Source organism: Cellulosimicrobium sp. EB106-03-01-XG111 (assembly GCF_058792115.1).
In genome coordinates this window covers 77,435-90,071 of record NZ_JBYTEQ010000001.1, presented here as the reverse complement: position 1 = coordinate 90,071, position 12,637 = coordinate 77,435, and the positions used below count along the sequence as shown (strand labels likewise).

The window sequence follows — 12,637 nt, the reverse complement described above, 5'->3', positions numbered from 1 at the left end:
CGCTCCCGGACCCCGCCCGGCCGCGGATCCCCCGGCACGGCGACCCCGCTCCCCCGCGCGGGTGACCGCGCTCCGCCGCGACCTGTCCGGCAGCGACCCGGCCCGGGCCCGACCGGCTCCGGGAGCGAGGATCAGTCGCGCGGGCGCGCGCGACGCAGCGCCCGGAGGGCGCCCGTGGACCACAGCGCCCACGCCACGAGCACGGGCTGGAAGAACAGGCGCCCGAACCGCTTGGCGTCGGTGTCGAGGCCGAACCCGTCCTGGTGCTCGAGCCACTGCCCGACGTTGCCCGGGAAGATCACCACGAAGAACGCGGCGGCGACGAGCCCGACGGCGACGCGCCACCGGGACAGCACGACGAGCGACCCGCCGAGCGCGATCTCGACGGCGCCGGACGCGAGCACCGTCACGTCGTCGTCCACGGGGAACCAGGACGGGACCTGCGCCTGGAACTCCTCGCGCGCGACCGTGAGGTGGCTGATCCCGGCCCCGACCAGGGCGAGCCCCAGCGCGACGCGCGCGACCGTCGCGACGGGCGGCACGGGCGGGGCGGGGCGGGTGAGCACGGAGAGGTCCATGGCGCGATCGTCGCACCGGGGCGGTCGGCGCGCGCGTCAGCCCGCCCGCACGAACCCCGACTCGTACGCCCGCACCACGGCCTGCGTGCGGTCCCGGACGCCGAGCTTGGCGAGGACGTTGCCCACGTGCGTGCGCACGGTCTCGACGCCGAGGTAGAGCTCGGCCGCGATCTCCGCGTTCGACAGCCCCTGCGCGACCAGCCGCAGCACCTCCCCCTCCCGCTCGGTCAGGCGCGCGCCGCGCAGCGCGTCGCCCGTGGGCGGGTGCGCCGTCGCGAGGCGCCGCACGGCGTCGGGGAAGAGCAGCGACTCGCCGCGCGCGACGACGCGCACCGCCTGCGCGACCTCCTCCGGACGCGCGCGCTTGAGCAGGAACCCGTGCGCCCCGGCCCGGAGCGCGTCGAGCACGTGGTCGTCGTTCTCGAAGGTCGTGAGCACGAGGACGCGCGGGGCGCCGTCCCGCGCGAGCAGCGCCCGCGTCGCCGCGATCCCGTCGACGCGCGGCATCCGCACGTCCATCAGCACGACGTCGGGCCGCGCCCGCGCGACGACGCCCGGCGCCTCCGCGCCATCCCCCGCCTCGCCGACGACCTCCAGGTCGGGCTCCGCGTCGAGGATCACGCGCAGCCCCGCGCGCACGAGCGGCTCGTCGTCGACGAGCACCACGCGGACCGTCTCCGTCACGGGACCGATCCTGGCAGGGCTCACGCTCATCGCGACGACCCCGCGCGCGGGAACGTCGCGCGCACGACCCAGGCGCCGCCGTCGGGCGCGGGACCGGCCGTCACCTCCCCGCGCAGCAGGTGGGCCCGCTCGCGCATGCCCGCGAGGCCGCGGTGCTCGCGCGCGTCGCCGTCGGGTGCCCGACGCCGCGCGCCCGCCCCGAGCGGGTTGCGCACCTCCACGACCAGCGCGCCGCCGGGCCCGGGTGCCACCGCGACGGCGACGGGCTCGCCGGGCGCGTGCCGCAGCGCGTTGGTCAGCGCCTCCTGCACGACGCGGTACGCCTCCTGCGACACGGCGCGCGGGACGTCGGGCGGCCCGGTGCCGTCGCGCGCGAGCCGCACGTCGGCGCCCGTGCCGCGCGCGTCGTCGAGCAGGGCGTCGAGGTCGGCGAGCGTGCGGGCCGGGCCGCGGGGCGGCGCGCCCGGCACCTCGGCACGCAGGAGGCCGAGCACGTGGTCGAGGTCCGCCATCGCGCTGCGACCCGTCTCCTCGATCGCGGCGAGGGCGCGGCGGGCCGCGGGCGGGTCGGTGTCGAGCAGGCGCGCGGCCGCCGCGGCCTGGAGCGTCGTGACGGTCAGCGCGTGACCCACCGAGTCGTGCAGCTCGCGCGCGAGCCGGCCCCGCTCGGCCGCACGGTCCGCGGCCGCCTCGAGCTCCGCGATCTGCTCCGTCTGGTCCGGGCCGAGCAGCGGCAGGGCCGCCTGGCGCAGCACGGCGCGCGCGAGCGCCACGACGTACGGGACGGCGAGCAGCACGAGCACCGCGGTGAGCAGCCACGTCCACGCGGGCAGCGCCTCCCACGGTCGCCAGTCCGCGAGCAGCACCGGCTCGACGCCCGTCGCGGACAGCACGAGCTGCGTCGCGACCGGGACACCGAACAGCACCACGACCACGACCGCCGCCCCGAGTGCCAGGTGCAGCGCGTACCAGGCCGCGGCGCGCCAGCGCGTCGCCGCCCCCGGCGGGGCGGCGCCGGCCGCGGGGAGCGGCACGTCGACGTCGAGGAACGTCCGCGCCGCCGCGATCTCGAGCGTCCGCACGGGCGCGAGGAACGGGGGCGTGCTCGCGAGGACCGCCGTCACGAGCGCCAGGACGACCGTCGCGACCCGCGGCGTCTGGAGGGACGCGAACATCTGCACGAACCCCGCGACGAGCGCCGCGTACGCCCCGGCGACGACGCCGCCGACCACGAGGAGCACCCCGGCGCGCACGGTGGCCGTGCTGCGCAGCGGGGCGAGCGCCCTTCCCCACCCTCGCGGCGGGCGCGCGTCGGTCGTCATGGCCCCCAGTCTCACCGCGCCGCACGCCCAGCACATCCCCTCGACGGGGGAACCGCGACGTGCGCGACGCCGCGCGCCCCGGCACGCCCGCTGGTCCAATGGGAGCGTGATCGGGTTCTGGTGGGGCCTCGTCGGGGCGTCGTCGCTGCTCCTCGGGGCGGCGCTCGTCTTCTGGCGCCCGCCGGGCCAGCGGCTCGTCGGGCTCGTCATGGCCTTCGGCTCGGGCGTGCTCATCAGCGCGGTCGCCTACGACCTCGTGGAGGACGCGTCGACCCGCGCGAGCGGTCTCGTCCTGCTCGCGGGCCTCGCCGGCGGGGCGCTGACGTTCTTCGTCGGCGACCGGATCATCGACCGGATGGGCGGCGAGGGCCGCAAGCGGTCCACCGGCGTGCAGAAGGAGGCCGTCCAGGCCGCCGGCGGGACCGGCGGCGCGGCGATCGCGCTCGGCACCGTGCTCGACGGCATCCCCGAGTCCGTCGTCCTCGGCGCGACGCTCATCGGGGGCGGCGGGGTGAGCGTCGCGATGCTCGCCGCCGTCTTCGTGTCCAACCTGCCCGAGGCGATGTCCGCGACGGCCGGGCTGCTCAAGGCCGGCACGAAGCCGTCGCGGCTGTGGGTGCTGTGGGGGTCGACGACGCTCGTCTCGGCGCTCGCGGCCGGGATCGGCTACGTCGCGCTCGACGGCGCGTCGCCCGCCGTCGTCGCCGTCACGCAGGCGTTCGCCGCGGGGGCGCTGCTCACCATGCTCGTCGACACGATGATCCCCGAGGCGACGGAGTTCGGCGGCCCGGTCACCGGGCTCGTCACCGTGCTCGGGTTCGCGACGGCGTTCGGGCTGAGCTCGATCGGCGGGTGACCCGGGCGGCCGTCAGGCCGCGAGGTCCTGGCCGCTCATGCGGTGGATCGACGCCATGACCTGGTCCGTGAGCTCGCGCCGCGCCTGCGCGGGCTTGGTCCCGGCCGTGATCTGGCGCTGCGGGTCGATGGGCTTGCCGAAGTGCACCTCGACGCGGTGCAGGCGCGGGATCCGCTTGCCGACCGGCTGGACCTTGTCCGTGCCGCGCACGGCGACGGGGACGACGGGCGCGTGCCCCGCGAGCGCGAGCCACGCGACGCCCGTGCGGCCCGGGTGCAGCTTGCCGTCGCGGGAGCGCGTGCCCTCGGGGTAGATCCCGAACGCGCCGCCGCGCTGGAGCACCTCGAGCGCGTCCTCGAGCGAGCGCTGCCCCGCGCGCGGGTCGTCCCGCTGGACGGGGATCATGCCGATCGTCGTGAAGAACCACCGCGACAGGCGGCCCTTGATCCCGCGGCCCGTGAAGTACTCGGCCTTGGCGAGGAACGTCACGTGCCGCGGCGCGACGATCGGGATGAGCAGCGAGTCGATGAACGACAGGTGGTTGCTCGCGAGGATCACCGCACCGTGGCGCGGGATGTTGTTGCGTCCTGTCACCTGGGGTCGCAGCAGCGCGTAGGCGAGCAGCGACAGGATGAGCCTCAGGACGCGATAGGTCATCCGTTCATTGTGCACCGTCCGGGGCGCACGTCCGTGCACGCCGTGGACGACCGCTCACCCGTCGGCGCGCGCCCCCACCGCCGCACCGCGCCGCGCCCGGCCCCGCCGTGTGACGAGGTACACGGCGAGGATCACGGCCACGAGCCCCGCGGTGGACACGAGCTGGGCGCGCGCGGCGGCGTCGGTCAGCATGAGGACGGCGAGCGCCGCCAGACCCACGAGCACGGCCCACGTGAGCCACGGGAAGCCCCACATGCGGAGCGTCATCGGCTCGCCCGACGCGCGGGCCTGCGACTCGATCCGCCGGCGGAGCCGCAGCTGCGACACGGCGACGAGGACCCACACGACGAGCAGCGCGGCGCCCACGGCGTTGAGCAGGATGCCCAGCAGCGCCTCCGGCAGGAGCCAGTTCAGCCCGACCGCGACGAGCGCGAAGAAGACGGAGACGAGCACCGACACCCAGGGCACGTCGCGCCGCGACACGCACCGCAGCGCGCGCGGACCGTCGCCCCGTCCGGCCAGCGAGTACGCCATGCGCGACGTGCCGTACACGTTCGCGTTGAACGCCGAGAGCAGCGCGACCACGACGACGACCTCCATGACGCGGGCCGCGCCCGGGAGCCCAGCGAGGTCGAGCACCGCGACGAACGGGCTCTCGGCGAGCAGCGGCGAGTCCCACGGGAGCACGAGCACCATGATCGCGACCGAGCCCAGGTAGAACACGAGGATCCGCCACACGATGCTGCGCGTCGCGCGCGCGACGGCGGTGCGCGGCTCGCGCGCCTCGGCCGCGGCGATCGTGACGATCTCGATGCCGCCGAACGCGAAGACGACGACGAGCAGGCCCGCCGCGATGCCGCCCCACCCCTCGGGGGCGAAGCCGCCCTGGCCCAGCAGGTTCGACGTGCCGACCGGCTCCGTCCCGGGCAGCAGCCCGAGCACGAGCAGCACGCCCACCACGAGGAACCCGACGATCGCGGCGACCTTGACGAACGCGAACCAGAACTCGAGCTCGCCGAACTGCCGCACGCCCCACAGGTTGATCACCGCGAAGACGACGACCACGGCGAGCGCGACGCCCCACTGCGGCACGTCCGGGTACCAGCCGGTGACGATGCGTGCGGCCCCGGTGATCTCGGCGCCGAGCACCATGACGAGCATGAACCAGTACAGCCAGCCGAGCAGGAACCCGGCCCACGGCCCGAGGGCCTCCTCCGCGTAGACGGAGAACGACCCGCTCGCGGGGCGCGCGCTCGCCATCTCGGCGAGCATCCGCATCACGAGGATGACGACGACGCCCGCGATCGCGTACGACACGAGCACGGCCGGGCCGGCAGTCGCGATCCCGACGCCGGAGCCGAGGAACAGCCCGGCGCCGATCGCGGAGCCGAGGCCCATCATCGTGAGGTGCCGTGTGCGCAGCCCGCTGCCCAGGTGGTCGGCGCCGGGGTCGGCGCTCGGGTCGGCGCCGCTGTCGACGGTCGCGTCGCCGGTCGGTCCGGTCGTGGACGGCCGGGTCTCGGCCGGTGCCCCGCTCGCGGACGGTGCCGGGCGTTCGGGCGTGGGGGTGCTCATGGTGCGGTCCTGCGGTCGGGGTCGGGACGCCGTGCTCGACGCCGACCCACGACGCTACACGGCCCGGGCGCGACGACGCCCCGCACCCGGCGCGAGGGGACGCGCGGGGTGCGGGGCGGCGTCGGGCACGACGCTGTGCCGCGCTACGGGGTCGCGGTCCGCGGGAGCGGGGCGACGGCGTGCTGGCGCGGCGCGGCGGCGCCGTCGCCCGGCGCGGCCGGGTCGTCGGCGCGGTCGCCCGCACCGGTGCCGGTGCCGGTCTGCCGTCCGTCGCCGTCGGGCGCTGCGGCCTCGGGGGACGGCGCGGCGGCGTCGACGGCGACCGGGCGGCGCGTCGAGCCGTTGAGGACGCCGTCGTCCTGGAGGTCCTCCAGGTCCTCGTCGTCCACGGCGTTCGCGCCGTGCTCCGCCCCGGCCGCGAACACGGACGGGTCGGGCGGCGTGCCGAACTTCAGGTGGTTGAAGAGCAGGTTGAGCAGGATCGCCATGACCGCGGCCGAGCTGATGCCCGAGTGGAAGATGATCCCGAACCACGTGGGGAACTGGTCGTAGAAGTCGGGCTTGGCGATGGGGATCATCCCGAACGAGATCGACGCCGCGACGATGATGAGGTTCATCGGGCGCGAGTAGTCGACCTTGGCGAGCGTGCGGATGCCCGACGCCGCGACCGAGCCGAACAGGACGACGCCCGCACCGCCGAGGACCGGCGTCGGCACCGCGGCGACGACGCGGCCGAGGACCGGCAGCAGGCCGAGGATCACGAGGATCGCTCCGCCCGCCCCCACGACGAACCTCGACTTCACGCCCGTGATGGCGACGAGACCGACGTTCTGCGCGAACGCCGACTGCGTGAAGGACCCGAAGAACGGCGACACGATGGACGACGCCATGTCGGCCCGGAGGCCGTCGGCGATGCGCTTGCGGTTCACCTTGGTGCCGACGATCTCGCCGACGGCGATGATGTCGGCCGTCGTCTCGGTGAGGGTCACGAGGATGACGATGAGCATGGAGATGATCGCGGCGATCTCGAACGTCGGCGCCCCGAAGCCGAGGAACGACGGGAACGCGGCGACGGGGCCGTCGCCCACGCCGGAGAAGTCGGCCTTGCCGAGCGCGAGGGCGATGAGCGTCCCGACGACGATCGCGATGAGGATCGACAGGCGCGAGATCGTGCCGCTGCCGACCTTGGACAGCAGGATGACGATCGCGAACGTCAGGGCGGCGAGGCCGATGTTGCTCACCGAGCCGTAGTCGGGCGCGCTCGCGTTGCCGCCCATCGCCCAGTTCGCCGCGACGGGCATGAGCGTGAGGCCGATCGTCGTGATGACGACGCCCGTGACCACGGGTGGGAAGAACCGGATGATCTGCGCGAAGAACGGCGTGATGAGCAGGCCGATCACGGAGGCGACGAGCACCGCGCCCAGGACGCCCGGGATCCCTCCCCCGCCGTTGACGATCGCGACCATCGTGGAGACGCCCGCGAAGGACACGCCCTGGACCAGCGGCAGCTGGGACCCGAAGAAGGGGATGCCCACCGTCTGCAGGATCGTCGCGAGGCCGCCGATGAAGAGGGACGCCGCGACGAGCGTCCCGATCTCGGCACCGGTCAGGCCCGCGGCGCTCCCCACGATGAGCGGCGGGGCGATGATGCCGCCGTACATCGTGAGCACGTGCTGGAACCCGTATCCGAACGTCGACCCGATGGGCAGCCGCTCGTCCTCAGGGCGTACCGGACGCCGTTCGGCGCCGTCCGTGGCCCTCGTGGCTCGCGCGTTCATAGCGGACCTCCTCGTCAGCTATCGTTCCGCTTGGCGGAAAACTACTTCCACTATTCGAACGCCAAGTGTGACCTGTGTCAAGTCCCCCACGACAACTCGTCCGCGGCCAGGGGGCCGGCTCAGCCCGCGACGAGGCGGCGCGCCGCCGCCGAGTGCTCCGCCGCCAGGGCACCGAGGTCGAGCCCGGGGATCGCGCCGTCGACGACGCGCCACGCGCCGCCCACCATGACCCGGTCCGCGCGGTCGGCGCCGCACAGCAGGAGCGCGGCGACCGGGTCGTGGGCGCCGGAGAAGCGCAGCTCGTCGAGCCGCCACAGCGCCAGGTCGGCCTGCTTGCCGACCGCGAGGACGCCGACGTCGTCCCGGCCCAGCACGCGCGCCGACCCGCGCGTGCCCCAGCCGAGCGCGCGCGTCACGGGGATGTCCGCGCCGTACCTGAGACGCTGAAGGTAGAGCGCCTGGCGCGCCTCGAGGATCATCGTCGAGGCGTCGTTCGACGCCGAGCCGTCGACCCCGAGCCCGACGGGCGCGCCCGCGTCCTCCAGCTCCACGGCCCGGGCGATGCCGGACGCGAGGCGCATGTTCGACGTCGGGCAGTGCGCGACGCCGGTCCCCGCCGCCCCGAGGCGGCGCACCTCGTCGTCGTCGAGGTGGATGCCGTGGCCGAGCCAGGCGCGGTCCGTGAGCCAGCCGACGGACTCGAGGTAGTCGACCGTGCGCATCCCGAAGCGTTCGCGGCAGAAGTCCTCCTCGTCGACCGTCTCGGCGAGGTGCGTGTGCAGGCGGACGTCGAGCTCCTCCGCGAGCGCCGCGCTCTCGCGCATCGCGTCGGTCGTCACGGAGAACGGCGAGCAGGGCGCGAAGGCGATCTGCACCTGCGCCCCGGCACCCCGCTCGTGGTACGTGTCCACGAGCCGCCGCGAGTCCGCGAGGATCGTGTCGAGGTCCTGGACGACCGACTGCGGCGGCAGGCCGCCGTCGTCCTGGCCGAGCGTCATGGACCCGCGCGTGAGCGTGGCGCGCATCCCGAGCCGCCGGACCGCCGCGACCTGGAGGTCGATCGCGTCGTCGAGGCCGGCGGGGAACACGTAGTGGTGGTCGGCCGCCGTCGTGCAGCCGGAGAGCAGCAGCTCGGCGAGGGCGACGGTCGTCGCGAGCTCGTGGTCGCGCGGCGTGAGGCGCGCCCAGACCGGGTACAGGCGCTGCAACCAGGGGAAGAGCGGGGCGTCGGCGACCGGCCCCCAGGCCCGCGTGAGCGTCTGGTAGAAGTGGTGGTGCGTGTTGATCAGGCCCGGCGTGAGCACGTGCTGCGACGCGTCGAACGTCTCGTCGACGGAAGCGGACGGCTGCGCGCCGGCCGCGACGAGCTCGACGATCACCCCGCCCTCGACGACGAGGCCGCCGCGCGCGTCCGGGGCGTCCGGGGTGTCGTCGGCGGTGAACACGCCGAGCGGGTCGCGGACCCACGTCCGGGTCGCTGCGTCGGTGCTGGTCATGGTGCCTCCTGGTGGCTCGTCGCTCACCGGGGCGCGGCTCCGGCGCCACGGTGCGCCGGCTCAGTGGTCCTGTCTGCCGATCCAGGTGCCGCGCGTCACGCGGCCCGGCCGACGCTAGGCCGGGCCGCGACCGTCGTCAAGGCGTGCCCCGCCCGCGGGGCTTCCCGCGCGCGACCTCGACCGCTGCGCCATCCTGGTGCTCGCCGCCGCCGCCGAACCCGGGAGCCGACCGTGAACGTCTACGCCCCGCTCGTGCCGGTGTTCGTCGTCGCCCTGCTGGCGCCGCTGCTCACGGGCCTCATGCCCGTGCGGTCGCGCGTCCCGCAGGTCGTCGTGCTGCTGCTGGGCGGCATCCTCATCGGGCCCGCCGCTCTCGATCTCGCGACGCCCGACGACGTCACGCTCCTCTCGGACCTCGGCATGGGCTTCCTCTTCCTGCTGGCCGGGTACGAGCTCGAGCCGAGCCTCCTGCGCGAGCGCGTCGGCCGGCGGGCCGGAGCCGCGTGGCTGACGTCCCTCGTCGTCGGCGCCGTGCTCGTCCTCCTGATCGTGCGTCACGACTCGCCGCACGCCGTCGCGGCGGGGGCGATCGCGCTGACGACGACGGCGCTCGGCGTGGTGCTCCCGATCCTGCGTGACGGCGGTCAGCTCGGCTCGCGGCTCGGCCGCGCTGTGCTCGTGGTCGGTGCGGTGGGCGAGCTCGGCCCGATCGTCGCCATGGCCGTGCTGCTCGGGACGCGCGAGAGCGGGGTCGCGGCGATCCTGCTCGCCCTGTTCGCCGTCGTCGCGGTCGCGCTGTCGGCGCTGCCCGGCCGGCTGGGGCGCTTCAAGGCCCTCGGTGGCGACCGCCTCTTCAGCGCGGCGGAGCACGGGACCGGCCAGAGCACGCTGCGCCTCACGGTGCTGCTGCTCGTCGTGCTGCTCGCGCTCGCCGCGGGCCTCGGGTTCGACGCGGTGCTCGGCGCGTTCGTCGGCGGCATGGTGCTGCGGCGCTGGGCGCCCGGCGACGTCGAGGCGCTGGAGAAGAAGCTCGACGCGGTCGCGTGGGGCGTGTTCGTGCCGGTGTTCTTCGTGAGCTCCGGCATGGGCCTGGACATCGACTCCATCGTCGCGTCCCCGCTGCTGCCGCTGACGTTCTTCGCGCTCATGGTGGTCGTGCGGGGCGGGCCGGTGCTCCTGTGGTTCCGGCGCGAGCTGCCGTCGGTCGAGCGCGTCCAGACCGCGCTCTACGCGGCGACCGCGCTGCCGCTGCTCGTCGCGCTCACGGAGATCGCGGTCGAGCAGGGCGCCATGACGTCGCAGGTCGGGGCGGCGCTCGTCGGCGCGGGCGTGCTGTCGGTGATCGTGCTGCCGATGGTCGCGAGCCGGCTCGGGCCGCGCGAGCCGGGCGGCCGCCCGCCCGGACCGGGCGAGCAGGGCGAGCCGAGCCCGCGCGTCGATCCGCCCGACGACGCGGCGACCGCGCGCGGGTGACGCACCCTCGGGGTGCCCCGCCCGCGCGGCCGGTCGCCAGGTCAGCCCGGTGTCACAGCGTCCACTGCTGGGCCGTGGTGCCGTTGCACGTCCAGGTCTGGAGCCGCTGGCCGTCGTGCAGGGGTGCGCCGCCCGTGGCGTCGAGGCAGAGCCCGGACTGCGGGTTGCGCAGCGCCTTGCTCCCCGCGTCGTACGCCCACTTCTGCGCGCCCGTCCCGTTGCACGTCCAGACCTGCACGGCGGCGCCGCGCGTCGTCGAGCCGTCGCGCACGTCGAGGCACTTCCCGAGCGCACGGACGGTCCCGTCGGAGCCGCGCGTCCAGGTCTGTGCGGCGTTGCCGCTGCACGTGACGATCTGCACCGGGTTGCCGTCGGTCGGGTCCGCCCACGGGACGTCGACGCACATGCCGTTCGCGGCGCGCACCGGGCCGGTGCCCGTCGGCAGGCCGGTCCCGGGGTTCCCGGGGTTCCCCGGGTTCGACGAGCCCGAGCCGTTGTCGTAGACGCGCACGTAGTCGACCTTCATCTGCTGCGGGAGCTGGGTCGTGCCGTCGGGGTAGCCGGGCCACTGCCCGCCGACCGCGACGTTGAGGATGAGGAAGAACGGCTGGTCGAACACCCAGGCGTTCGCGCCGACGCTCGCGCGCGTCACCCGGTGGAACTGCTGGCCGTCGACGAACCAGGTGATCTCCCCCGGCTTCCAGTCGACCGCGAACGTGTGGAACGTGTCCGCGAACGACCAGCCCTGCGGGTGCTGGTACATGCCCGTGATGCCGGAGCCACCGGAGTACCCGGGGCCGTGCACCGTGCCGTGCACGCGGTGCGGCTCGAACCCGACGTTCTCCATGATGTCGATCTCGCCCGACGACGGCCACGGCGTGCCGGGGAAGCTCCCGCCGAGCATCCAGAACGCCGGCCAGATCCCCTGGCCGCGCGGGATCTGGATCCGCGCCTCGATGCGCCCGTACTGCGGCTGGTACTTCCCCTGGGTCGTCATGCGCGCCGACGTGTACGACCCGTCGCCCTCGCGGCGCGCGGTGATGACGAGGTTGCCCTGGCCGTCGAGCGCGGAGTTGGCGCGCGAGGCCGTGTAGTTCTGGAGCTCGGCGTTGCCCCACCCGTGCGCGCCGGTCTCGTGGTTCCAGACGGCCGGGTTCGGCGCCGAGCCCGCCGCGCCGTCGAACTCGTCGGACCACAGGAGGTCGCCGGGCGCGGCGGCGGCCGACGTCGCGGGCACGGTGACGGCGAGCGCTGCCGCGGCGGCCGTGAGCGCGGCGACGAGCGCACCCGCGAGGCGCCGCCGGGCGCGTGGTCGGCGCCCGGCCAGGGTGCGGGGCGGGGTCAGGGAGCGGTGACGTGCGAGGTCCATCGTTCCTCCAGGTCCGGCGGCGGTGCCGCCTGCGTCTCGCCACGGTGCGGGACATGCTCTCGGCGCGACTCTGCACCGGGCGGGGGCCGTTCCTCGGCCCTCCGTCCGTGACCCTACGGTGGCGCGAACACGCCCAGCAAGCGCTCTCTCGGCGTGTCGTGGGATCGCTCCCATCTTCTCTCCCGCGACCCCCGCGCACGGGGCCCGGCGCCCGCCGCCGGTGGAAGCGCCCGGGGCGTCAGGCGGTCGCGGGGACCGCCGCGTCGAGGATCGCCTCGGCCGCCCGGCGCGCCTGGCGCGCGACGTCGAGGTCCTGCGTGATGGCCGCCGTCGTCTGCGCCCCCTCGGCGAGCAGCACGACCTGGAGCGCGACGTCGTCGGGCAGCCCCGCCTCGCGCACGACGTCGCGCGCGTACTGCTGGAACGACTCCTTGTGCTCGCGCACCGCGGCGGCGACCCCGGGCGACGTCGCGCCGAGCTCGCCGAACGAGTTGATGAACGCGCACCCGCGGAAGCCGTCCTCGCGGAACCACGCGTCGAGGAAGTCGAACACGGCGAGCAGCCGCTCCCGGGGCGTGGCGGCTCCGGCGGCAGCCTGGGCGATCCCGTCGTCCCACCGGCGGGTGCGCTGGCGCAGCACGGCCACGACGAGGTCGTCCTTGGACGGGAAGAGCGAGTAGATGCGCTTGAGCGACACCCCGGCCTCCGCACGGACGGCGTCCATCCCGACGGCCTGCACGCCCTGGGCGTAGAACAGCCGGTCGGCCGCGGCCACCACGGCCGCGCGGGCGCTCGCGTCGTCGAGCATCGCTCATCTCCTGTTCACGTCGTACCGCTTGCGCGGAGAAC

The 12,637-nt window shown here is 75.1% G+C and carries 11 protein-coding genes; 2 read left to right on the top strand and 9 right to left on the bottom strand.

The window, feature by feature from the left end:
• Window positions 1-131: 131 nt before the first annotated feature.
• From AC3WT4_RS00405 to AC3WT4_RS00395, 3 genes are read right to left on the bottom strand one after another with little or no spacing between them, the layout of a single operon-like run.
• Window positions 132-578 carry a DoxX family protein gene (locus AC3WT4_RS00405; protein ID WP_009864071.1) on the bottom strand — a complete coding sequence of 149 codons (447 nt, stop codon included), beginning with the start codon at window positions 576-578 and terminating at the stop codon, window positions 132-134.
• A gap of 36 nt (window positions 579-614) precedes the next feature.
• Window positions 615-1,262, bottom strand: coding sequence for a response regulator (locus AC3WT4_RS00400; RefSeq protein ID WP_400111951.1), 648 nt, complete (start codon window positions 1,260-1,262; stop codon window positions 615-617).
• 26 nt (window positions 1,263-1,288) lie between these two features.
• Complete coding sequence (locus tag AC3WT4_RS00395) at window positions 1,289-2,584, bottom strand: sensor histidine kinase (protein ID WP_492314383.1); 1,296 nt, start codon at window positions 2,582-2,584, stop codon at window positions 1,289-1,291.
• Between the two features lie 106 nt (window positions 2,585-2,690).
• On the opposite strand from AC3WT4_RS00395, the gene AC3WT4_RS00390 reads away from it, so the two are divergent.
• Window positions 2,691-3,440: a ZIP family metal transporter gene (locus AC3WT4_RS00390; RefSeq protein WP_257419425.1), complete on the top strand. Its 750-nt coding sequence runs from the start codon at window positions 2,691-2,693 to the stop codon at window positions 3,438-3,440.
• A 12-nt stretch (window positions 3,441-3,452) separates the two neighbouring features.
• Here AC3WT4_RS00390 and AC3WT4_RS00385 read toward each other — a convergent pair whose 3' ends face one another.
• From AC3WT4_RS00385 to AC3WT4_RS00370, 4 genes are all read right to left on the bottom strand, one after another.
• Window positions 3,453-4,097: a lysophospholipid acyltransferase family protein gene (locus AC3WT4_RS00385; protein WP_492314382.1), complete on the bottom strand. Its 645-nt coding sequence runs from the start codon at window positions 4,095-4,097 to the stop codon at window positions 3,453-3,455.
• A 54-nt stretch (window positions 4,098-4,151) separates the two neighbouring features.
• Window positions 4,152-5,672, bottom strand: a complete 1,521-nt coding sequence (locus AC3WT4_RS00380; RefSeq protein ID WP_492314381.1) for an amino acid permease — start codon at window positions 5,670-5,672, stop codon at window positions 4,152-4,154.
• Between the two features lie 143 nt (window positions 5,673-5,815).
• On the bottom strand, window positions 5,816-7,450 hold the full coding sequence (locus AC3WT4_RS00375) for a nucleobase:cation symporter-2 family protein (protein WP_492314380.1): 1,635 nt from the start codon (window positions 7,448-7,450) through the stop codon (window positions 5,816-5,818).
• Between the two features lie 119 nt (window positions 7,451-7,569).
• On the bottom strand, window positions 7,570-8,946 hold the full coding sequence (locus AC3WT4_RS00370) for an 8-oxoguanine deaminase (RefSeq protein ID WP_492314379.1): 1,377 nt from the start codon (window positions 8,944-8,946) through the stop codon (window positions 7,570-7,572).
• 231 nt (window positions 8,947-9,177) lie between these two features.
• Here AC3WT4_RS00370 and AC3WT4_RS00365 point away from each other — a divergent pair, with 231 nt between their 5' ends.
• Window positions 9,178-10,419, top strand: coding sequence for a cation:proton antiporter (locus AC3WT4_RS00365; protein WP_492314378.1), 1,242 nt, complete (start codon window positions 9,178-9,180; stop codon window positions 10,417-10,419).
• Between the two features lie 52 nt (window positions 10,420-10,471).
• On the opposite strand, the gene AC3WT4_RS00360 is transcribed toward AC3WT4_RS00365, so the two are convergent.
• Window positions 10,472-11,788, bottom strand: coding sequence for a glycoside hydrolase family 16 protein (locus tag AC3WT4_RS00360; protein ID WP_074803770.1), 1,317 nt, complete (start codon window positions 11,786-11,788; stop codon window positions 10,472-10,474).
• A gap of 238 nt (window positions 11,789-12,026) precedes the next feature.
• A complete protein-coding gene (locus tag AC3WT4_RS00355; RefSeq protein WP_074803771.1) occupies window positions 12,027-12,596 on the bottom strand; it encodes a TetR/AcrR family transcriptional regulator in 570 nt (189 codons plus the stop codon).
• Between the last annotated feature and the right edge of the window lie 41 nt (window positions 12,597-12,637).

What these genes read in the sequence shown, in the direction of transcription:
- AC3WT4_RS00405 (WP_009864071.1), bottom strand. Translation starts at nt 578, where the DNA reads ATGGACCTCTCCGTGCTCACCCGCCCCGCCCCGCCCGTGCCGCCCGTC.
- AC3WT4_RS00395 (WP_492314383.1), bottom strand. Translation starts at nt 2,584, where the DNA reads ATGACGACCGACGCGCGCCCGCCGCGAGGGTGGGGAAGGGCGCTCGCC.
- AC3WT4_RS00385 (WP_492314382.1), bottom strand. Translation starts at nt 4,097, where the DNA reads ATGACCTATCGCGTCCTGAGGCTCATCCTGTCGCTGCTCGCCTACGCG.
- AC3WT4_RS00380 (WP_492314381.1), bottom strand. Translation starts at nt 5,672, where the DNA reads ATGAGCACCCCCACGCCCGAACGCCCGGCACCGTCCGCGAGCGGGGCA.
- AC3WT4_RS00375 (WP_492314380.1), bottom strand. Translation starts at nt 7,450, where the DNA reads ATGAACGCGCGAGCCACGAGGGCCACGGACGGCGCCGAACGGCGTCCG.
- AC3WT4_RS00370 (WP_492314379.1), bottom strand. Translation starts at nt 8,946, where the DNA reads ATGACCAGCACCGACGCAGCGACCCGGACGTGGGTCCGCGACCCGCTC.
- AC3WT4_RS00360 (WP_074803770.1), bottom strand. Translation starts at nt 11,788, where the DNA reads ATGGACCTCGCACGTCACCGCTCCCTGACCCCGCCCCGCACCCTGGCC.
- AC3WT4_RS00355 (WP_074803771.1), bottom strand. Translation starts at nt 12,596, where the DNA reads ATGCTCGACGACGCGAGCGCCCGCGCGGCCGTGGTGGCCGCGGCCGAC.